Genomic DNA, 21,032 nt, shown 5'->3' with positions numbered 1-21,032 from the left:
GCGCGGGAAATTCGGTCATGAGTTACGGACTTTGACCATGGGTTAGTGACTTTAGGCTGGGGTTTTAACCCCCACCAAAGTCACTAACCCATTACCAAAAATCAGCGCCGGGCTGAGGTGGCTACTCGGCAGCGTAAATCCGTGCCGATACCGCGCACCTCCCCCTCCTTCACAACCCGTTTAATGGCGAGAAGCCACATGTGTTTCGAGAAGCCACCAAAGAAGTGGTTTTTCGAAACACATGTGGCTTTTCGGCGTCTTAAGGCGTATAGAAGAGCCTACGCCTCCGAGGGCTTCGCGCCGGTCAGGCGGTACGCCTTGTACACGCCCGTCACGTTACGGACCACGTTCAGCACGTGCTCCAGCATGAAGCGGTCACCCAGCTCCAGGGCGAAGCGGTCCACCACGGTGCGATCCTCCGAAGTGTGCACGCGCGCATCCAGAATGTTCACGCCCGACTCAGAGATCGCGCGAATCAGGTCGCTTAGCAGGCCCTTACGATCCAGCGCCTCCACCTGAATCTGCACACGGTACGTAGCGGACGGCGAAGACGCCCACTCGACCGTCGTCACGCGCGGCTCCTCGTCAGCGTTACGCATGTTCGGGCAGTCGCGGCGGTGCACCGAAATGCCGTTGTAACGGGTCACAATACCGATAATGTCATCCGGCGGGACCGGGGTGCAGCAGCGCGCAATCTTCGTCAGCACACCCTCAGCGCCCGGCACAATCACGCCGTTATCGCCAATCGCCTTGCGGGTCGACTTCAGCAGTGTCTCGTCAAAGTCGCTGACCTCAACCTCGGGTGCCGGCTCGTCGCCGCGGTGCACCTCAACGAGGGTGTCAATGACCTGCTTCGGCGCAATCTCGTGCTCACCAATCGCACGGTACAGCGACGCCACATCGTTCTTGTGCAGCAGCTGAGCCACCTGAGTCATAATCTCCGGGCTCATCATCTTCTGCAGCGGCAGCTCACTGTTGCGCATGCTCTTGGTGAGCATCTCGCGGCCGGCGAGCAGCGCCTCCAGGCGGCGTTCCTTCGCGAAGTACTGGCGAATCTTCGTGCGAGCGCGCGAGGAACGAACGAACTTCAGCCAGTCCTCGCTGGGTCCGGCGTCTTCGTTCTTCGTGGTCATGATCTCCACGGTGGCGCCGGTGGGCAGGACCGTGTGCAGCGGCACGAGGCGGCCGTTGACCTTCGCGCCGACGGTACGGTCGCCGACCTCGCTGTGGATGGCGTAGGCGAAGTCCACGGGGGTGGAGCCGTTGGGCAGGGCGATTGCCTCGCCGTTGGGGGTGAGAACCACGATTTCGTCGGTATCGAGGGTGTCAGCGAGCGACTCGTAGAACTTCTCCGACTCCGGGTTGGAGTTCGAAATCTCCGCAATAGACTGCAGGATGCCGACGTTCATCATCGCCGAGGTCTGGGTGCCCGGCTCCTTCGGGTCCTTCGCGGGCGCGCCGCCACGAGCCGCGACCTTCTCGCCGCGCGATGCCGCCTTGTAGCGCCAGTGCGCAGCCACACCGTACTCGGCTTCTTCGTGCATCTTGTAGGTGCGGATCTGAATCTCAAGCGGCAGGTTGCCCGGACCGTACACGGTCAGGTGCAGCGACTGGTAGTTGTTGTTCTTCGGGTTCTTAATGTAGTCCTTGAAACGGCCGGTCATCGACGGCCACAGGGACAGCACGTGGCCGAGCACGGTGTAACATTCCGCCTCTTCCTCAACCATGATGCGCACCGCGAGGATGTCATTAATCTCGTCGAAGCTGCGGCCCTTCGTCTTCATCTTCTGATGAATCGAATAGTAGTGCTTCGGGCGGCCCGTCACGGTCGCGTCGATGCCCACGTCTTTCAGACGCTCCGTAATCTTGGTGCGTGCCTCGTTCAGGAACTTTTCGAGCGCGGGGGTGCGTTCACCAACCATGCGCACCATCTCGGCGTAAATCTCCGGGCTCATAGCGGCGAAGGACAGGTCCTCCAGCTCCCACTTAATCGTGTTCAAGCCCAGGCGGTGCGCAAGCGGCGCGTAAATCTTCAGGGTCTCCTCCGCCTTCTTCGCGGCGGAAGCCTGCGGCACGAAACGCCAGGTGCGGGCGTTGTGCAGGCGGTCGGCAAGCTTGATGAGCAGCACGCGGATGTCCTTGCTCATGGACAGCACGAGCTTACGGATCGTCTCGATGGAGGCGTTCTCACCGTACGTCATCTTATCCAGCTTGGTCACGCCATCGACCAGGTAGGCGACTTCCTCGCCGAACTCCTCGGTGAGCTGCTCCATCGTGTAGTCAGTGTCTTCCACCGTGTCGTGCAACAGACCGGCGGCGAGCACGGGGCCGGTCGCACCCATCTCCGCAAGAATCGCGGTCACAGCCACCGGGTGGGTGATGTACGGGTCGCCACTCTTACGCTTCTGGCCCTCGTGGTAGTGGTTCGCCACCTCGTAGGCGCGCTGCAGCACGCGGATATCCTCGTCGGGGTGGTAGCGGCGCACCGCGCGCACGACCGGCGCGATCATGGGCGAGAAGTGAATCGTTTCGCCGTTCGCGTCGGAGGTTTGCATGGTGGTGCGGCCGCCAAAGACCAGGCGGTTCGGCCTGCGCCCACCGGCAGCCATGACGCGGTGCGAGCCGCGGTGCTTCTTCGCGACGGATGCATCCGGCTCGGGCAGGGGAATCGGGCCGGCGGGGCGAACCGCAGGCTTGTCCTCGGCTTCCGCAGCAGGATGCGCTGCGGTGTTCTGGTCAGCCGCGGCTCGCTTAGCTTCGGCCCGATTCGGCGCGGGCTGGGAGGGCTTCACCTGGGCAGCCTCGTTCGGCGCGGGGGTCTCAGCGTTGGCGTTCACGGCAGGTTCTGCACTCATTCCAGGCTCCTTCGGGCTCACGATAATCAGCCGCGCGCTCGGGTTCCTCATCGTTGAAAGCTACCACCGGGCCGGTTGGCTGGCTCACACGCGGGCGCACAGCTTCTTCTACTCTTATCGTACCCAGCGGCCCGGAAGGCACCAAACTATGCGGCGTTTTGACACGCCCCAACCGCACACGCCCGGGCAGGCTAAACCGGGCACGCTAAAGGGGAGCCGACACCTTTCGGTATCGACTCCCCCAGCATCGGCGAGAACGCGGGCTACTCGCTTACGTTCACTCGATGAATCTCAATCGTCGCGCGGGCCGACTTCTTGACCGACTTCTTGGCGGGTGCCTCCGCGGAATCCTCGGAGCCCTCATTGCCAGAGTCTTCGGAGCCCTCAGAGTCAGACTCCTCAGCCTCTTCGTCGTCCTTGAAGTCGCCGTTCTCAACCTTCGCGGTGTGCTCACGAATCTTAGCCTCACCCAGGCGGAGCGTCGCGTACAGCGGGGCGGACACGAACAGCGTACCGAACATGCCCACCAGAATACCCACGAACAGCGACAGCGACAGGTCCTGCAGCGTACCCGCACCCAGCATGAACGCACCAATGAACAGGATCGCGCCCACCGGCAGAACACCCACGATTGCGGTGTTAATCGAGCGGACCAGCGTCTGGTTCACGGCCAGGTTAATCTGCTCGGCAAAGGTCGTGTCGCGGCGTTCCAGCACGCCGTCCGTATTCTCGCGAATCTTATCGAACACCACCACCGAGTCGTACAGCGAGTAGCTCAGAATCGTCAGGAAGCCGATAATTGCACTCGGAGTAATCTCAAAGCCGAACGCGGCGTACAGGCCGACCGTCACCACCACGGTGAAGAACAGACCCGCAATCGAGGCCAGCGACATCTTCCAGGTGCGGAAGTAGAAGGCCATGCCCACCAGGGCCAGAATCACGAACACCACGAGGCCCCAGAAGGCCTGTCGAGTCACATCCGCACCCCAGGTCGGGCCCACGAACGAGGAGGTCACGTCATTCTCAGAGACACCGTACGCCTCCTGCAGGGCCTTCTTCACCTGCAGGGTCTCGTCGTCGCTGAGCTTGCTCATCTGCGCGCGAATCGTGCCCGGCGCAATATTGGTCACGTGAACCTCGGAGGCATCCTTCGCCTTCTCGTGAATGACGCGCTCGCCGGTTGCGACATCGACGTGCGCGGTCTTCGAGACCACGAACTCCGAACCGCCGCGGAAGTCAATACCCAGGTTGAAGCCTCCGCCAACCGCCGGAATCAGAACTGAGACGGCCATCAGCAGCGCGGCCAGGGCCAGCCACAGGCGGCGCTTACCCACGAAGGGGTACGAGCGGGCACCCGAGTGCAGGTCGTTACCGAAGCGGGCAAAAGCATTAGGTTTCACATCGGTAGCCATGCCTAGCTCTCCTTCTTCTCGTCCGAAGCGGAAGCGGCGTCGTCGGAGGCCGACTCCTCAGCCGCACGTTCCGCACGGCGACGCTCGGCGATGCTCAGCTGCTTCTCCTCCGGGGTGCGGATGCGACCGGCACCGCGGTACAGCGGCGTGGAACCCAGCGACTCAGGCGACAGGCCCGAGTGGCGGTGACCCTCGCCGAAGTAACGGGTGTTCGCCAGCAGGGTCAGCGCCGGGTGGGTGAACAGGTACACCACCAGAAGGTCGGCGATTGCGGTCAGGCCCAGCGTGAACGCGAAGCCCTTCACCGAACCCACAGACACCACGTACAGCACCACGGCGGCCAGCAGGTTCACGGCCTTCGAGGCCAGAATCGTGCGGGATGCGCGCTTCCAACCGTGGTTCACGGCCGAGGGAATCGTGCGGCCCGCACGAATCTCATCACGAATACGCTCAAAGTACACGATGAACGAGTCGGCCGTCGCACCAATCGCCACGATCAGACCGGCCACGCCCGCCAGGGACAGGCGGTAGTTCAGGGCCCAACCCAGCAGGGCAATCGCCTCGTACGAAATGATGCCGGCAACCACCAGCGACGCAATCGTCACGAAGCCCAGCAGGCGGTACTGGAACAGCGAGTAGATGAACACCAGCAGCAGACCGATCAGGCCGGTCAGCAGACCCACGCGCAGCTGCTCCGAACCCAGGGTTGCAGAAATCTGCTGCTCCGACTGAATCGTGAAGCTAATCGGCAGGGCGCCATACTTCAGCTGATCGGCGAGAGCCTTAGCCTCCTGCTCGGTGAATTTACCGGTAATCTGCGGCTTACCGTCAGAAATCACGGCCTGCGAAATCGGGGCGGACAGCACCTTGCCGTCCAGCATAATCGCGAAGCGAGCACGCGCATCAGAAGAGTTCTGGGCGCGAATCGCGTTCAGGCGGGAGGTGATGTTCTGGAACTTCTCGCGGGCGGCATCGTTGAACTGAATGGTCACAGCCCAGCGACCGGTGGTTACGCCCTGGCCGCTGGTCTCCTGGGTGTGGCTCGCGGTAGAAATATCGCTACCGTTCAGCTCCACGGGACCCAGAATGTACTTCTCCTTGCCGTCGGTGGAGCAGGCCACCATCGGCTTGGTCGGGTCGGCGCTATCCGCGTCCTCGCTGCGGGCCGCGGTGCAGTCCTTCGCCTCGTACTGCTTGTACAGGTCGGCGGTAATCCAGTTGCGGTCCGAACCGTCGGTCGGCTCGGCGGTCGGCTTGGGTAGCTTGTCGTCCGCGGTGCGGGATCCCTCGGCAACCGCGGCGCCTTCACCGGCCACCAGGACCGGGCGGAACGTCATATTTGCGGATGCCTGAATCAGCTGACGGGTCTCGGAGCTAATCGTGCCGGGAACCGAGACGACCACGTTGTTACCCGAGCCGAAGGAGGTGGTGACCTCCGCCTCAGACACGCCGGCGCCGTCAACGCGCTGACGAATAATCTCAACCGCCTGGTTCAGCTGCTCCTGGGTAACGTTCCCGTCCGATGATCCGTTGACCTTCGGGGAGAGAATCATCTGCGTACCACCCGAGAGGTCCAGGGCCAGTTTCGGTGCCCAGGAGCCTCCCGAGTAGGTGCTGCCGAAGATGCCGGCAGCCATCACAACCATGAGCAGGACCATCGAGAGGAGCGCCCCTCGCGCGGCTGCAAGCGGTGAACGCTTAGCCATAATGTTCCTTCTATGAGTATTTTCGTGTGTAGATTTGGTGTTCTACAGATTCCTTAGCGGACGCGAAAACCCGACGCCGAGTGCGCGGCGCCGGGTCGTTCGGTCTTAAGTTACTGGGCGGTCTTCGAGGAGTCCTCGGAGACGCCGCCTTCCGCGGGAGCCTGAGATTCCGCGGATGCCGGCTCGACGTCCTCGGTCAGGGGTGCGGCGGGGGCCTCGTCCTCAACAACGCTCATAATTGCGTTCAGCGCCACGGTGATAACAACGCCCTTAGCCAGCTCCAGCTGAATCTTATTGTCATCGAAATCGGTGCTGACGACGGTGCCGTAGAAGCCGGAACCGGTCATAACCTGAGTGCCGGGGACGAGAGACTGCTGCATTGCACGCAGTTCCTCCATCTGCTTACGCTGACGCTTCTGGGCGGAGAACATCATCCATGCCAGGAACGCCATCATGGCAATCATAATCAGGAGGTTAAAATCCATGGTCTCACTTTCACATCCGCACCCGCGCCGCTCACCGCGCGGGTTGAGCGTGCTAAAAGGCGTGGAATCGTAGATACAGTACGTATCCATCCTACGCGAGAGCAGGAGCTTTAGCGCACCGAACCAGCGTTTTTGTGAGGTTTACCTGAGTTTTATCCAGCCCGTGGCGTAATTTTTTGTCGCCGGCAGGGCTCGGCGACGCCGACAGAGCCTGCAGAAGAGTTGTTGCGAACGCGTAGAAGAGCCCGCGGGAGGGGCGATACCTCCCACGGGCTACTTGCTGTATGTCTTGGCCGGTGCGGCGGCTCTAGAGCTGAATCTCGGGGGCCTCCAGACCCAGGTGTTCCCAGGCCGCGGGTAGGGCCACGCGACCGCGCGGGGTGCGACCAATCAGGCCCTCGCGCACCAGGTAGGGCTCCGCCACTGTCTCCACGGTCTCGGTCTCCTCCCCCACCGCAATGGCGAGGGTGGACAGGCCAACCGGCCCACCGCCGAACTTGTGGATGAGCGATTCCAGCACGGCGCGGTCCAGGCGATCCAGGCCGCGCGAATCAACCTCGTACATGTCCAGGGCGGTCGCGGCATCACGCGCGTTGATGCGGTCCACGCCGTTCACCAGGGCCCAGTCGCGCACGCGGCGCAGCAGGCGGTTCGCAATACGGGGCGTGCCGCGGGAGCGACCCGCAATCTCGGTGAAGCCCTCGGAGGTAATCTGCATGTCCATCAGGCCGGCGCTACGGCGCAGCACCAGCTCCAGCTCCTCAACCGAGTAGAACTCCAGGTGACCGGTAAAGCCAAAGCGGTCGCGCAGAGGCCCGGGCAGCAGACCCGCGCGAGTTGTTGCGCCCACCAGGGTGAACTGCGGAAGCTCCAGCGGAATGGAGGTCGCGCCGGCACCCTTACCCACCACGATGTCCACACGGAAGTCTTCCATCGCCATGTAGAGCATTTCCTCGGCCGGGCGGCTCATGCGGTGAATCTCGTCGAGGAACAGCACCTCGCCGGGGGTCAGCGAAGACAGAATCGCCGCCAAATCCCCGGAATGTTGAATCGCGGGGCCGGAGGTGATGCGCAGGGGCGCGTCCATCTCGGCCGCAATAATCATGGCCAGGGTGGTCTTACCCAGGCCGGGCGGGCCCGAAAGCAGCACGTGATCGGCGCTGCGGCCGCGCATCTTCGAGGCCTCCAGCACGAGGGAAAGCTGCTGGCGCACGCGGCGCTGACCCACGAAGTCGTCTAGGGACTTGGGGCGCAGGGCCGCCTCAATCATCTTCTCTTCGGGCTCTTCTTCCATCGCGACCAGGCGCTGCGCGGGCGCACCCGGGACGCCGGGCACCTGACCGGGGAAATACCCGCCGGAAACCGGGGATGCCGCGGCCTGCGGATCGTAGGGGTTCTGGGTCATAAAATTCTTCTTTCGTGGAGTGAGTGAGGCGCAAGGTAACGGGCGCACCAAAATCGACCGGGGTCAGTCAAAGGCTCGGCGAGCGGCCCTAGTGGCGACCCACCGTGTTCTGCGTACCCAGGGATGCGAGCACGCCGCGCAGAGCCACGCCCACCGGCTCGCTCTCGGCGGCGGGATTGTGCTTCACGTACGCGTCGATGGCGGCGGAGGCGTCCTTCTCGCTCCAGCCCAGGGAGGTCAGCGCATCCAGCACCTGCGGCTTCCACACGATGCCCTGGCTCAGCGGCAGCTCATCGGTCTGGCCGTCGCTCAGAATCAGCTTGCCGGCAAGCTCCAGTACGATGCGGCGGGCACCCTTCGGGCCGATGCCCGGAACCTTCGTGAAGGCCTTGTCGTCACCGGTGGCCACGGCTCGCTCCACCTCCGCGGCGGTGTGCACGCTCAGCACCGCCAGGGCGATGCGAGGGCCGATGCCCGAGACCGAGAGCATCATGTCAAAGACCTCACGCTCGGCAGGCTCCGAAAAACCGTAGAGGGTCATGGATTCCTCGCGCACGATCATGGTGGTCAGCACGGTGGCCTCCTCCCCCGTGCGCAGCTTGGAGAGAGTGCGCGCGGTGGCGTGCACCAGCATGCCGAAACCATTAACGTCAATCACCGCGTGGTCAAGCCCCACCTGGGCCACGCGGCCGGTCAGCGATGCAATCATTCTCTCCACCTTTCAACGCCCCGCGCCGGGGCGAACGATACTGCACTCCCCCGCGGCCTGCTGTACCGCCGGCGCGCATCGGGGCCGGCGGGTGTGCCGCGGGAAGCTACTATCAGTATATTAGAATATTTCTTCTGAAATCAAGGGATATTCGAATTCTTTAGCGAATCCGGCTCTCGATACATTCGAAGGGTAACGAGTCGGAACCCTTAGCGGCGGGCCTTAGCCTCCGCTTCCATCCAGGCGCGCTGCGCGGGGGTCAGCGCACCCGCACGGCGAGCCTTCGCGGGCCGCGATCCCTGGTGCGTCTGCGTCTGCGCCGACATGTTAATACCCGAGCCGATGCCGCCACCGCGCCAGCCGTGACAGATGGCGATGGCCAGCGCATCGGCCGCGTCCGCGGGCTTCGGCATGGCGTTCAAGCCCAAAATGCGGGTCACCATGCGACCCACCGAGGCCTTATCCGCGCGACCGCTACCGGTCACCGCCGCCTTCACCTCGGAGGGCGTATGGAAGAACACCGGCACGCCGCGCATCGCCGCGGCAGAAATCACCGCGCCCGAGGCGTGCGCCGTACCAATCACCGTGTTCACCTGCTCCTGCGCAAAGACGCGCTCAATCGCCAGGGCGTCGGGCCGGTAGGTGTCCAGCCAATGCGAGGCCGCGTTGAAAATCCAGAGGATGCGCTGGTCCAGCGTGCGGGCCGGGTCGGTGCCCGCCACGCCCACATTCACGAAGTGCGCCTTGCGGTCCGCGGTCATGTCCAGCATTGAGAAGCCGCAGCGCGTGAGGCCGGGGTCCACGCCCATGATGCGGGTCGCCCCCGACACGCGGTCCACGGCGGCGACCGTATGGTTTTCGCGCATGCTATCGCGCGCGGCGGATGCAGCGTTCACGTGTGCTTTCCTTCCAAAGTTCGCGGGGTCTCAAAGTTCGCGGGGTCTTCACATGGTCTTCGCGGGGTAAGGTCTGCAATACCGCAGTCCGCGGGGCCGCCAGTCAGAGCACAGCCGGGCGTTTAGGTCGGGCGCCGACCGGCATAACGTTCAAAAGCCACCTCCCGCCGGGTCCACGCGCGGTGGACCGGCCGGGAAGTGGCTTCAGGGCACGCTCAAAAGTGGCGCGCTCGGGCGGTGACTACTCGGCTTCCAGCTGAGCAGCAACCTCGTCAGAGACGTTAGCGTTCGAGTAGACGTTCTGCACGTCGTCCAGTTCCTCGATAGCGTCTGCCAGCTTCAGGAACTTCTTGGCGCCCTCGGCGTCCAGGTCGACCTGCATGGTCGGGCGGAAGACCGGGTCGTCATTGTTGTACTCCAGGCCGGCCTCGTCCAGAGCCTTACGGATCTCGGGCAGGTCGGTTGCTGCGGAAACAACGGTGAAGATATCGCCCTCGTCCAGAACCTCTTCGGCACCGGCATCCAGAACGGCCATCAGAACGTCGTCCTCGGTCAGACCCTCGGTCTTGGTGACCTCGGCAACGCCCTTACGCTCAAACAGGAAGGCCACGGAACCCTGGTCAGCCATGGTGCCGCCGTTACGGGTCACGGCCAGGCGAACCTCAGACGCTGCACGGTTACGGTTATCGGTCAGACACTCGATGTACAGGGCGGTACCCTGCGGGCCGCGTGCCTCGTACATGATTTCGGTGTAGTCGATGGTCTCACCGGTCAGGCCGGCGCCACGCTTGATAGCGCGGTCAATGTTGTCGTTGGGGACGGAGTTCTTCTTCGCCTTCGACACAGCAAGGTCAAGAGCGGGGTTACCGGCGATATCGGCGCCACCCATACGTGCCGCAACCTCAATAGCCTTAATGAACTTCGCGAAAGCCTTCGCGCGCTTGGCGTCGATAGCGGCCTTCTTGTGCTTAGTAGTCGCCCATTTAGAGTGACCGGACATTCGTATCTCCCTTAGTCAAAACCTCTGCGCGGGCACGGCGAAACGTTCCGCGCACTGTACTATAACTCAATCAACTATACCGTAGCGGAGGCGCGCACCACCTCTTAGAGTGCACGCCAGCGCCCGGAATAGCACGTCAGTGAACCGCTAGCGGGGGCGAGACGCGGCCGAGGCGCGCGCCTTCTCCACCAGCGAGTCGTCAATCGCGTTCGGCGTGAACTCGCCGAAGCGACGAATCGCGGCCTGCTCAATCAGGTAGTCCGCAATCTTCGGGTTCTTCGGCAGCAGCGAGCCGTGCAGGTAGGTGCCGATGACGTTGTGCACGCGTGCACCCTCGTAAGAGTCCGTCACGTTGTTGCCCTCGCCCTTGGTCACGGTGGCCAGCGGGGTGCATCCGGAACCCAGGTAGGTCAGGCCCGAGTGGTTCTCAAAACCGATGACGGTGCCGAACTTCTCGGACTCCTCCACGATGTTGCCAATCAGGCGTTCGTCGCCGCCGACCGTGTGCGCATCGAAGATGTTGATGCCCTTGAGCACCTCGCCCTCGCGGGTGCGGAACTCCTTGCCGAACAGCTGGTACAGGCCGCAGATGACGAGCATGGGCACGCCGTCCTCGGCCAGCGAGCGCAGGGTGCCGCCGATGGCGTGCAGGTCGTCCTGAATCACGGACTGGCCGGAGTCCTGGCCGCCGCCGCCGAGGATAATGTCGACGTCCTCGGGGAAGGGCTGGCCGGGGTTGTGGTCCAGAATCTGCACGTCGAAGCCGTGTGCCTGCGCGCGGCGGGCCAGCGCCAGGGTGTTGCCCCAGTCGCCGTAGATGTTCATGTCCAGCGGGTAGAGCTGCACGATGCGCAGCGTCTTGCCGTTGTTCGGGCCGGGCGCCGGGGTGCCCTCAAAAGTGTGGGTTGCCGTCATTATGAGACCTTCTCAACGTCGGTAATCTTTGCCAGCTCTTCACGCAGGGCCAGCATGGCGGTGTAGGTGCAGAAGATGCGCATGGGGGCATCCCCGCTGGAGGCGATGAACTGCTTGAGCGCATCGGCCAGGTTCTCGTCGACCTCGCCGACCTTCACGCCGTCGTGTTCCAGGCGCAGCGCCATATCCCAGGCGCGCACGCCCGAGACCATCTGCACGCCAGTGCCGCGCAGGCCGTCGAAGTCAACATCCCACAGCCAAGACACGTCACGACCGTCAGCGTACTGGTCGTTAATCGTAATCATGGTGGCGTAGTCGTCAGCGTTCGCGCTGGCCAGGGACAGGCGGAAGCCGCTGGGGTTCTTCACGAGCAGCAGCTGCAGCGGGCGGCCGTTCACGTTCAGGGTCTCACCGCGACCGAAGGCGGGAGTAATCTTCGCCAACTCTGCGATGAGCTTATCTTCATCGAGCTTCTCGCCCATGACGGCGCGGGTCAGGGCCATCGCGCCGGCGGCGTTGAAGATGTTGTAGATGCCGTACAGGTTAATCTCACCGACTCGCTCCGCACCCGCCACATCGAAGGTTGCGGAGGTGCCTGAGAACGCGGTCAGGGTGACGTCTGCCTCGGGCAGGGTCTGCTTCGCGACGGTTCCGCCGCGCATCTCGTCGTCCGAGGGGAAGTAGGAGCGCAGGGACTCGGCCAGACCGTAGTAGTTGACCTTCACGCCCGGCTGCACGTTCTCGGCGAGGGAGCGGATGCGCGGGTCCTCGCGGTTGAGCACCACGGTGTTGGTGGTTGCGGCGGCCACGGTCGCGAGCATGCGGCGGGTTGTGTCAATCTCGCCGAAGCGGTCCAGCTGGTCGCGGAGCACGTTCAGCAGCAGCGCGTAGTCGGGCTTGACGGCCTTGACGAAGTGCACGGCGTGCGCCTCGTCGAGTTCCAGCACTGCGATGTCGGCCTCAAGCTTGCCGGTGAGGGTCATCTCGCCCAACAGGGCGGCGGCCACACCGCGCACGAAGTTGGAGCCGGTGCGGTTGGTGAAGACCTTCAGGCCCTGCGCTTCGAGCAGCTGAACGGCCATCTTCGTGGTGGTGGTCTTACCGTTCGTGCCAGAGACGACGACCACGCCGTAGGGCAGCTTCGCGAGCTCTTCGGCTACGAACTGCGGGTGCAATTTTTCCATGACGAGGCCGGGGAACGCGGAGCCGCCACCGCGAAGCTTAGTCGCGTAGCGCACGCCCTGACCCAGAAGGCGAATGAGGGGTTTGGACATGCTTACCATTTTAGTACACGCGCACGGTGCCGCTGAAGGGTGCGGCGGGGGCGTTCGCTCAGGCCAAAACGGGCCGCGGCGGGTTTGAACTGTGCCGGGCGGGCGGCTTTAGAAGAGCGAGCCCTGCACCCTCACCCGCGTGAATCCCCGGTCGGGAACCACCAGCAGGTTGCGCCACTCTGCGGTGTTGACGAGGAACGCGGCGTCGGGGTCGCCCACGTGGGCGCTCACAAACTGGCCCGCCGCACCCGTGCAGAAGAACCCGGCCGTGCTGCCGCCCAGCATCGAGTCGCACGGTGCGAGCGGTTCCGGGTTGCGCGCGCGCAGGGCCGCGTACGGGCGGTTCATCGCCAGGGAGGGAACCCACGGCTCATCCAGGGCGGATAGCTGCAGGTCGGGCTCCCTCGCCAGGAACTCGGTGAGGGCGGCACGGGCGCGGGCCACCGCATCCTCGTGGGCGGTGCGCAGCTGAGCACCCGGGAGCGGATGCGTCCAGGCGCGGTACTTGCTCGCCACCTGTTTGACCTGGCCGATTCCGGCGAGGGCGGTCACGGCGTCCTCGGCGCGGCGTATGGTCAGCCCGTCCGGGGCAAGCGCAATGTAGGTGGCCGTGGCGACGGCCTGCTCGTCGAGGCGTCGCGGGGTTGAGGGCAGGGAGCTCGTGCCGACCTTGTGGGTACCGTCTGGGAACGTGGCGATGTAGAGGCGGTGCTCCAGCATGGCGTAGGCGCGCATGGATTCGGTGAGCGTTCCGGGGTACAGGTGCGCGCTGTGCAGGGCGGTGAATTCGTCGCGGGCGGCGCATCGGGGGCACTGTTGGCCCCGGTCGATGCGAGCGGCCTCGGGGCACGGGTGACGGCGGGTTCCGGGGGCGCGGGGGTCGGTCGAGCCGGTCGTGTAGCCGGAGCAGAAGCGGTACGGCGCGCCGGATGCGTCGAGGGCCACGCGCAGGCCCAGGTAGGCCCCGGGGGTTAGCGGCACCCGGAGGCGTCGGCCCGCGGGGCGCACTGGCAGTTCGGCTTCCGCGGGGCCTGCCTCGTTCGGTCCGGGTTGGCCCGGTTCGGCCTCGACGGCCTCTAGCTCGAGTACGGGGCGGCGGTCCACCCAGCGCAGCTGCCGCCACACGAGGGCGCGCGGAGCGGTTTCGCCGCCAACGCCGGCGGCAGGTTCGGTGGAGCAGGCCTCGGCACCGTCGAGGGTGTTCTCGAGGAAGGCGTTCTCAAGCAGATTGGGGTAATCCATGACTATCAACTCTAGCGGTTTGAACGGCCCGAGAAGCGCTGCAGAGCGGCAAAGAGCCGGCCCGGCGGGGCACCGCGAAAGAACGCTCTCAAAAGCGTCGCGAGCCCGAGAGATAAGAAGTACGGGCCGACCTAGCTCAGGCGGGCGAACCCCTCCGCGAGCGCCGAACGCATGTCGTCCAGGGTGCGCGACATGGTTTTGGTCTGGGCAATAATCGGCAGGAAATTGGTATCGCCGCTCCACCGCGGCAGAATGTGCTGGTGCAGATGGTCGGCAATTCCCGCGCCGCCCACCTTGCCCTGGTTAATACCAATGTTGAAGCCGTCGTTGTGCGAAACCTCGCGCAGAACCTTCATGGCGAGCTGGGTCAGCTGCGCGATCTCCAGGGTTTCCGCCTCGGTCGCGTCGTCGTAGAAGGGAATGTGGCGGTACGGGCACACGAGCAGGTGCCCGGGGTTGTACGGGTAGAGGTTGAGAATCACGAAGGCGTGCTCGCCGCGGTGCACGATTAGAGACTCCTCGTCGCTGCGGCCGGGGGCGGTGCAGAACGGGCAGGTCTTTTCGGTGTAGTCCTTCTGCCCGCCGCTCACGTAGGCGGTGCGGTGCGGGGTCCACAGGCGCTGGAACTGGTCGGGTGCGCCGGGTAGCTCGAAGGAATCCTGCACCGAGGGTGCGGCGGTCTCGGGGGTCGTGTTCTCGCTCATAGTCCCATTCTATAGCGTTTTCACGTTCCTACCAGGGGCGTCCACGGGTCGGCAGCGTGGGTCGGCAGAGGCCCCGCGGCAGAAGCTAAAAGGGGCGCCGGTCCCGTCCACAAGAACGAAACCGGCGCCCCTCAACGCTACGGGCTCTAGCCCTCGAACTTCGTCAGCTGCACCGTGCGAGTCTCACCGCGGAAGGTGAAGGAGAAGGTCAGCATGCCGTCGCGCACCGCAAATTCCTTTTCGGATTCCGAAGATGCCAGCGGGTTGCTGTCCATCGTTCGGCGGTCGCCGACCGAGGTCCAGCTGTAATCCCCCTGACCGGCCTCGAAGGTTCCGACCCAGACGACCGTGGCCATCTCTTCATAGTTGAGGTGGTAGGTCACGGTGATCTTATTGCCGCGCACCACGGCAGCCACGTAGTTCTCGGTATCACCGAGCTGCAGCCACGTGCTCTCCGTCTGCGATGCGTCATCGCGCGGAACGTAGGTCTCGGAACTGGAGGAGGGAACCTCGGAGATAATCTGAATTTCCGAGGTTGCCGCGCCGGACGGGGTGGCACGAGCGGAGGCGAACGAGGCGTCATCGACGGTGACCGTTCGGGCGGCCAGGGATGCACCATTCGATGAGCTAGAAGCGCCGGCCGTTGTGGAGGCGCACATGCCCAGGGTGAGCGCACCGGTCAGAGCCAGCACGCCCAGAGTGGTTTTAGAAGCCACGGATTGCTCCTATTGATATGAGTGTTTGAGTGAGAGTTGTGAGTGCATGCCGGAACGAAACGAACATAAAACAACACCCCGTAGCACGCGGGCTACAGGGTGTCTTCGTACGCCAGCACGTAGATAGTGTATCCGCAGTGGTGACCTATTGTGTAGACCTACTAGGCATCTTGAGCGATAGTTTCCTCACATTTTGACTTTTTGGGGAATAGTTTCGAGCTAACCACCCGGGGTGTCTCGCGGCCACAATGAGGGGTTGATGCGCTGTAAATTATATGTTGCTTACCGTTGGATTAAGTGCGTTCAAGGTGTTTCGATACGTTTTGAGGGGAGCACCTGCTCGTACCCTCCCAAACCCCTCGAGACAGGGCCTCCCGAAGCTACTTGCGGGAACGGAATGAGAACTTCTCACGAATAATCGTGAAGGTCTGGCGGGTTTCCTCCAGCAGGGCCACGGGCTCCTGCTCGGACACATCCTCGCGCACCGCAACCTCGCTACCGGTAGCGCGACCGGTCTCGGCACCAGAGTCAGCGCGGTCAGCGGCAGCCCGGCGGCTGAATCCAGCCCACTCTTCACTCGGGCCTTCAGCTCCCGAACCGCCACCCCAACCAGCGGCGGGCACATCCGTCGCCTCGGGTACCGGACGAACACCGTCCTCGTCCACCACTTCCCGAAGCGTGTAGGCCGGGTTATCGCGGCGGGCGTACTCGCGGGCCAGCAGGGCACGCAACTCAGAAATCTCCTGGCGAAGATTGTCCACGTCAGCCTTGGTTGCGGGGTACTCCTGCTCCTCCCTGCCACCAAACTTTTCGATAATCCAGCTCGCGAGCGCACCGGTAGCAACCGCGACCAAGCCCCCGCCGTACAGCATGACGATCACGGCGATGACCCTGCCGATACCGGTGACCGGGTAAACGTCTCCGTAGCCGACCGTGGCGAGGGTCGTGAACATCCACCAGTAGGCGGTGGGCAGGTCACGAATCATCGCGCCCGGCTCGGAGGACTCCACCGAATAGATCGACAGGGCAAACATGATGATGAAGATCGCGGTGTATCCGAAGAGCTTCACCGCCAGCTCTGAGAGCCTCTTATATTGGCGGTTGGCGGTCATATAAATCATGGAGAGGAAGCTGACAATACGCCACGCGGGCAGCAGCACAATCGCCAGGTTCATCAGGTTATGCGTGATGAAGTAGAGTCGCCGCGGCGCCAAGTACAGGCGAATGCAGTAGTCGGCGGCGAATAGGCCCCACAGGATCATCTGAATGATGTTGAGGTACGCGTCGTACGGCTCCTGAATGCGTGTGCTCATGATGGGCGCGGCGAACGCGAGCAGGTACAGTACGGACGCCACGAACATGGGCGTGGAGGAGCGTTCCTCCCACGCCGCCAGGTTCTTCTCGCCGCGGTACTTGCTGAGCGTGCGGAACAGGCGGGTGCGCGGGGCGCGACGCGGCGGGTCCGTGACGGTGCGGGTGACCGTGCGGATAGTCGTGGTGTGCGTTTCAGGTTCGCCTACATCAATAATCTCGGCGTCACCATCGGGGTTACCCTGGGTGCCCGCTTTCTGGTCGCCCTTGCCGTGCGGGTGATGCGTGGTGCGGGTGATGCGACGCTCCTCGCGGTGCGTACCGTCCGGCGCATCGGTGGTGGCGTATTCTTCGACGACCTCTTCGTAGTCGTCGGGGTCCAGGTCGGTGGAGTAGACGGAGTGGGTGCTGTCCAGGCGGGCGCTATCAATCTGCACGGCATCAACCTGTACTGCCTCCATGCCGGGGGCGGTAGCCTCTGCGGGGCTACTTGCTGCAGCACTAGTTTTGGCGGCACTGGATTCTGCCGGTGCCGACTGGGTATAACCAGCCTTCGTGGTATTCTCAGCGGCGGCTTCAGATGCGGTAGTTTCAGATGCAACAGTTTCAGGGCGCGCAGACGCACCCACCGGGCTGTTCCCCGGAATATTGCCCGAGGTATTCCCCGAGGTATTCCCCGAGGTATTGGGTGCTGTGCCGTTCTTTACCGTGTTGTCTGTCTGGTTCTGTTCTGCCTTATCCATAGTGTGAATGATACTCCACGCCGTTGCGTTTGCGTTTCTATTTCGTTGCACTGTGACCTTGTGCTGTGACCTTTGGGCGGCGGTCTTTACACCGCGGTTTTGTGCACGATACTGTGTCGAAATCGGGCGGCGGTTCGGTTGCGGTGGAGAACCGTTCGGGTGCGAAGATGACGGTGTATTGTGCGGGTGTGGATCGTAAGGAGCGTAGTGTGCCTGCGGGTGGCCGCGTGTTTGTGGAGGATTTGGGGGTGCGTGCTTCGGCGGGTTCTCCCCTATTTTGTGGTGTGGTGACTTCTGATAGTACTGCTAGCTGGAATGTTACGGCCCTCGGCGGCCGCGCCTAAGAAAAACTCAAACCGGATTGTGGGAGGTGGGCGCGCCTCCACAGATACGCTCGAGCAACCCCGCACGATGAGCATAATACCCCCGGGAAGCCCGCCAACACGCGGCACACCCCGCCGCTCGCTTCGGTGTAAAACCGACACCCCGTATGGTGACAAGTAGTCGCCAAGCTTAGCCATAGCTAAGCGGAAAAGACGGTGTTCAAGAGCACATACTGAAAGGTAAGACAGTCTCACTAAGGAGATTCATCATGACCACCGTTGTGTCAAACACTTCCAAAGCACTCAAGTCCCCCTACGAGGACACCCTCAAGCGTCTACTCTCCGATGCGCGCGCAGAAGCCGTCGAATCCAGCGTCTCCGAACTCGAGCGCCTGGCAATCTCCCACGACGCATCCCACTACCTGCTCGTGCCCGCCGGCCTGGTCCGCCCCGACTCCGCCGAAGACGTCGCCAACATCTTCCGCGCAGCCGGCGACCTCGGCCTGCCGCTGACCTTCCGCTCCGGCGGCACCTCCCTCTCCGGCCAGTCCAGCGGTGACGGCCTCATGGTCGACACCCGCCGCCACTTCAAGAAGATTGAGGTCCTTGAAGACGGCAAGAAGGTTCGCGTGCAGCCCGGCGCGACCATCATGATGGTCAACAACTACCTGGCGCCCTACGGCTACAAGCTCGGCCCCGACCCGGCATCATGGTCCGCCTGCACCATCGGTGGCGTGGTCGCTAACAACTCCTCTGGCATGTCTTCGGGCACCAAGTACAACACGTACAACACCCTGGACTCCATGGTGTTCGTACTGCCCAGCGGCACCATCATTGACACCGCTGAGCCGGACGCTGACCAGAAGCTACGCTCCCTCGAGCCCGAGCTCCACGAGGGCCTGCTGCGCCTGCGCAAGCGCGTGACCGAGAACCCCGAGTCCATGGCGAAGATTCGCCAGCAGTACTCCATGAAGAACACCATGGGTTACGGCCTGAACTCCCTGGTCGACTTCGAAACCCCCGTGGACATTCTGCAGCACCTGCTGATTGGTTCGGAAGGTACCCTCGGCTTCGTTGCTTCGGCAACCTACCGCACCCTGCCGATTCTGAAGAACACTTCGACCGGCCTGCTCGTGTTCAACAACCTGCTGGATGCCGCACGCTCCGTGCCCGAGCTGGTCGCCAACAAGCTGGCCACCGTCGAGCTCATGGACGCCACCAGCATCCGCGTGGCTCAGCGTACCGGCCAGGCCGCCGAGGCGCTCGCCGCCATCGACGTGAAGGATCACGCCGCCCTGCTGGTCGAGTTCCAGGGCAACTCCGAGCAGGAGCTGAACGACCTGGCCGCCGCTGCCGCCCCCATGTTCAAGAACCTGCCGGTCACCTCCCCCGTGTCGATGACCAGCAAGCTGTCCGAGCGTAACGCCCTGTGGGCTGCACGCCGCGGCCTGTACACCACCGTCGCTGGTAACCGCCGCTCCGGCACCAACGCACTGCTGGAAGACGTGGTCGTGCCCGTCGAGGTTCTGGGTAACACCTGTAGCGACCTGACCAAGCTGTTCGACGCACACGGCTACCAGGATTCCGTGATCTTCGGTCACGCGAAGGACGGTAACATCCACTTCATGCTGAATGAGCAGTTCCGCGACCCGAAGCAGCTGGACCGTTACCGCGACTTCACCGAGGAAATGGTGCAGCTGATTCTGGGTAACGACGGCTCGCTGAAGGCTGAGCACGGTACCGGCCGCATCATGGCTCCGTTCGTGAGCCGCCAGTTCGGTGACGAGCTCTTCGACGTGATGCGCCAGATCAAGCGCCTGATTGACCCGAAGGGCTTCATGAACCCGGGCGTTCTGCTGGTCGAGCCGGATACCGACTACGTGACCAATCTGAAGGTCGCCGAGACCGTCGAGGAAGAAGTCGACCGCTGTGTGGAGTGCGGCTACTGCGAGCCGGTCTGCCCCTCCCGCAACCTGACCCTCACCCCGCGTAAGCGCATCGTGCTGCGCCGTGAGATTGCCGCCGCCGAGGCGAACGGCGACCACGAGCTGGCCGAGCGTCTGCGCAAGGAGTACGAGTACAACGGTATTGAGACCTGCGCCGTGGACGGCATGTGCCAGACCCGCTGCCCCGTGAACATCAACACCGGTGACCTGATTCGCCGCCTGCGTTCCGAGAACCAGGACAAGCTGGCCGCCGCCGGCTGGAAGGTCGCCGCACAGCAGTGGGGCGTCATGGATAAGGTTGCCGGCAAGTCCCTGACCGTGGCCAAGAAGATGCCGTTCCCCCTCGTGCACGGCACCACCACCATTGCCCGTAAGATCATGGGCGACGACATGGTTCCCTCCTACAAGAAGGACCTGCCGGTCGGCGGCCCGGCACGTAAGCCGCATAAGGACGCTAACGCTGAGATTGTGTTCTTCCCCGCCTGCGTGAACTCCATGTTCGGCGGCGTGGACGGCGAAGATAAGCACGACCCGATCAACGCAACCCAGGCGTTCATCCGCCTGTGCGAGCGTACCGGCGTGAAGTACCGCATCCCGGACAACATTGGCGAGATGTGCTGCGCTACCCCGTGGAAGTCGAAGGGCTTCACCGACGGCTACTCGATTATGAGCGACCGCGTGCTGAAGTCCCTGTGGGAGGCTACCGACGGTGGCCGCCTGCCGGTCGTGTGTGACGCTTCGTCCTGTACTGAGGGCCTTGAGGTGATGCGCGAGAAGGTTATTAAGGCGCTTGAGCACAAGATTGTGAACGGCCTGAAGCCGGGCGAGCCGGACTTCTCGCGTCTGCGCATGTACGATGCGGTTCAGTTCGCCGCCGACAACATGCTGGACAAGCTGACCGTGTCTGCTCCCCTGCCGTCGGTTGCCCTGCACCCGACCTGCTCCATGACCCACCTGGGCACTCAGCCTGCGTTCGAGAAGATTGCGAACGCGATGAGTGACGACGTGTACGTGCCGAAGCACTGGGGTTGCTGTGGCTACGCGGGTGACCGCGGTATGCTGCACCCCGAGCTGACCGCAAGCGCTACCGAGGCTGAGTCTGCCGAGCTGAGCGAGCAGAAGGAATTCGCCGCATACATTTCGGCGAACCGCACCTGCGAGCAGGGTATGACCGAGGCGACCGGCCACACCTACCAGAACGTGCTGCAGCTGCTGGAGCGCACCACCCGCTAAGGGCTGAGCGCATAACAACCGTATAAAGAAGGGACCCGGCGGGCTATCTGATGGATAGCCTGCCGGGTCTTTTTGATGACTTGAAGTATCTCGCAGGAATCAATAACCCTGTATTATTGCTACTCAGGAACCCTATAAGGGTCTCATCTCGATTGTT

16 protein-coding genes are annotated in these 21,032 nt (G+C 63.3%); 2 read left to right on the top strand and 14 right to left on the bottom strand.

Annotated features, from left to right (window positions below; all coding sequences use genetic code 11):
• Positions 1–278 precede the first annotated feature (278 nt).
• From HMPREF2874_RS02210 to HMPREF2874_RS02145, 14 genes are all read right to left on the bottom strand, one after another.
• Positions 279–2,855, bottom strand: a complete 2,577-nt coding sequence (locus HMPREF2874_RS02210; RefSeq protein ID WP_246823749.1) for a RelA/SpoT family protein — start codon at positions 2,853–2,855, stop codon at positions 279–281.
• A 263-nt stretch (positions 2,856–3,118) separates the two neighbouring features.
• Positions 3,119–4,267 (bottom strand): protein translocase subunit SecF, encoded by a 1,149-nt coding sequence (gene secF / locus HMPREF2874_RS02205; RefSeq protein WP_070484540.1) that lies wholly within the window; start codon positions 4,265–4,267, stop codon positions 3,119–3,121.
• Positions 4,268–4,269: 2 nt separating this feature from the next.
• Complete coding sequence (gene secD / locus HMPREF2874_RS02200) at positions 4,270–5,973, bottom strand: protein translocase subunit SecD (RefSeq protein WP_070648790.1); 1,704 nt, start codon at positions 5,971–5,973, stop codon at positions 4,270–4,272.
• Between the two features lie 110 nt (positions 5,974–6,083).
• Complete coding sequence (yajC, locus tag HMPREF2874_RS02195; RefSeq protein WP_070648789.1) at positions 6,084–6,458, bottom strand: preprotein translocase subunit YajC; 375 nt, start codon at positions 6,456–6,458, stop codon at positions 6,084–6,086.
• A gap of 307 nt (positions 6,459–6,765) precedes the next feature.
• Complete coding sequence (gene ruvB / locus HMPREF2874_RS02190) at positions 6,766–7,752, bottom strand: Holliday junction branch migration DNA helicase RuvB (protein WP_192830500.1); 987 nt, start codon at positions 7,750–7,752, stop codon at positions 6,766–6,768.
• 199 nt (positions 7,753–7,951) lie between these two features.
• The gene (ruvA, locus tag HMPREF2874_RS02185) at positions 7,952–8,572 is read right to left on the bottom strand and encodes a Holliday junction branch migration protein RuvA (RefSeq protein ID WP_070648787.1); all 621 of its coding nucleotides are present in this window, start codon (positions 8,570–8,572) and stop codon (positions 7,952–7,954) included.
• A 209-nt stretch (positions 8,573–8,781) separates the two neighbouring features.
• Positions 8,782–9,438, bottom strand: a complete 657-nt coding sequence (gene ruvC, locus HMPREF2874_RS02180) for a crossover junction endodeoxyribonuclease RuvC (RefSeq protein ID WP_070648798.1) — start codon at positions 9,436–9,438, stop codon at positions 8,782–8,784.
• Between the two features lie 271 nt (positions 9,439–9,709).
• Entirely contained in the window at positions 9,710–10,468 is a 759-nt protein-coding gene (locus HMPREF2874_RS02175) for a YebC/PmpR family DNA-binding transcriptional regulator (RefSeq protein WP_070648786.1), read from the bottom strand.
• Between the two features lie 147 nt (positions 10,469–10,615).
• The gene (locus tag HMPREF2874_RS02170; protein WP_070648785.1) at positions 10,616–11,383 is read right to left on the bottom strand and encodes a type 1 glutamine amidotransferase; all 768 of its coding nucleotides are present in this window, start codon (positions 11,381–11,383) and stop codon (positions 10,616–10,618) included.
• Positions 11,383–12,666, bottom strand: coding sequence for a Mur ligase family protein (locus tag HMPREF2874_RS02165; RefSeq protein WP_070648784.1), 1,284 nt, complete (start codon positions 12,664–12,666; stop codon positions 11,383–11,385). Before HMPREF2874_RS02165 ends, HMPREF2874_RS02170 begins: the two co-directional genes overlap by 1 nt.
• Positions 12,667–12,765: 99 nt before the next feature.
• Positions 12,766–13,899 (bottom strand): hypothetical protein, encoded by a 1,134-nt coding sequence (locus HMPREF2874_RS02160; protein WP_070648783.1) that lies wholly within the window; start codon positions 13,897–13,899, stop codon positions 12,766–12,768.
• Positions 13,900–14,030: 131 nt separating this feature from the next.
• Entirely contained in the window at positions 14,031–14,603 is a 573-nt protein-coding gene (locus HMPREF2874_RS02155) for an HIT family protein (protein WP_049332458.1), read from the bottom strand.
• 146 nt (positions 14,604–14,749) lie between these two features.
• A complete protein-coding gene (locus tag HMPREF2874_RS02150; protein ID WP_070648782.1) occupies positions 14,750–15,319 on the bottom strand; it encodes a hypothetical protein in 570 nt (189 codons plus the stop codon).
• Between the two features lie 380 nt (positions 15,320–15,699).
• Positions 15,700–17,373, bottom strand: a complete 1,674-nt coding sequence (locus HMPREF2874_RS02145; protein ID WP_070648781.1) for a potassium channel family protein — start codon at positions 17,371–17,373, stop codon at positions 15,700–15,702.
• 113 nt (positions 17,374–17,486) lie between these two features.
• On the opposite strand from HMPREF2874_RS02145, the gene HMPREF2874_RS09130 reads away from it, so the two are divergent.
• Together HMPREF2874_RS09130 and HMPREF2874_RS02140 are read left to right on the top strand one after the other, a co-directional pair.
• Positions 17,487–17,717, top strand: a complete 231-nt coding sequence (locus HMPREF2874_RS09130; RefSeq protein ID WP_141744435.1) for a hypothetical protein — start codon at positions 17,487–17,489, stop codon at positions 17,715–17,717.
• 248 nt (positions 17,718–17,965) lie between these two features.
• A complete protein-coding gene (locus HMPREF2874_RS02140) occupies positions 17,966–20,875 on the top strand; it encodes an FAD-binding and (Fe-S)-binding domain-containing protein (RefSeq protein WP_070648780.1) in 2,910 nt (969 codons plus the stop codon).
• Positions 20,876–21,032 lie beyond the last annotated feature (157 nt).

This window comes from Rothia sp. HMSC068F09, from assembly GCF_001812775.1.
In the GTDB taxonomy this organism is placed as follows: domain Bacteria; phylum Actinomycetota; class Actinomycetes; order Actinomycetales; family Micrococcaceae; genus Rothia; species Rothia mucilaginosa_A.
This window is presented reverse-complemented; position numbering and strand designations above follow the sequence as displayed.

What these genes read in the sequence shown, in the direction of transcription:
- HMPREF2874_RS02210 (WP_246823749.1), bottom strand. Translation starts at nt 2,855, where the DNA reads ATGAGTGCAGAACCTGCCGTGAACGCCAACGCTGAGACCCCCGCGCCG.
- secF (WP_070484540.1), bottom strand. Translation starts at nt 4,267, where the DNA reads ATGGCTACCGATGTGAAACCTAATGCTTTTGCCCGCTTCGGTAACGAC.
- secD (WP_070648790.1), bottom strand. Translation starts at nt 5,973, where the DNA reads ATGGCTAAGCGTTCACCGCTTGCAGCCGCGCGAGGGGCGCTCCTCTCG.
- yajC (WP_070648789.1), bottom strand. Translation starts at nt 6,458, where the DNA reads ATGGATTTTAACCTCCTGATTATGATTGCCATGATGGCGTTCCTGGCA.
- ruvB (WP_192830500.1), bottom strand. Translation starts at nt 7,752, where the DNA reads ATGGAAGAAGAGCCCGAAGAGAAGATGATTGAGGCGGCCCTGCGCCCC.
- ruvA (WP_070648787.1), bottom strand. Translation starts at nt 8,572, where the DNA reads ATGATTGCATCGCTGACCGGCCGCGTGGCCCAGGTGGGGCTTGACCAC.
- ruvC (WP_070648798.1), bottom strand. Translation starts at nt 9,438, where the DNA reads ATGCGCGAAAACCATACGGTCGCCGCCGTGGACCGCGTGTCGGGGGCG.
- HMPREF2874_RS02175 (WP_070648786.1), bottom strand. Translation starts at nt 10,468, where the DNA reads ATGTCCGGTCACTCTAAATGGGCGACTACTAAGCACAAGAAGGCCGCT.
- HMPREF2874_RS02170 (WP_070648785.1), bottom strand. Translation starts at nt 11,383, where the DNA reads ATGACGGCAACCCACACTTTTGAGGGCACCCCGGCGCCCGGCCCGAAC.
- HMPREF2874_RS02165 (WP_070648784.1), bottom strand. Translation starts at nt 12,666, where the DNA reads ATGGTAAGCATGTCCAAACCCCTCATTCGCCTTCTGGGTCAGGGCGTG.
- HMPREF2874_RS02160 (WP_070648783.1), bottom strand. Translation starts at nt 13,899, where the DNA reads ATGGATTACCCCAATCTGCTTGAGAACGCCTTCCTCGAGAACACCCTC.
- HMPREF2874_RS02155 (WP_049332458.1), bottom strand. Translation starts at nt 14,603, where the DNA reads ATGAGCGAGAACACGACCCCCGAGACCGCCGCACCCTCGGTGCAGGAT.
- HMPREF2874_RS02145 (WP_070648781.1), bottom strand. Translation starts at nt 17,373, where the DNA reads ATGGATAAGGCAGAACAGAACCAGACAGACAACACGGTAAAGAACGGC.
- HMPREF2874_RS02140 (WP_070648780.1), top strand. Translation starts at nt 17,966, where the DNA reads ATGACCACCGTTGTGTCAAACACTTCCAAAGCACTCAAGTCCCCCTAC.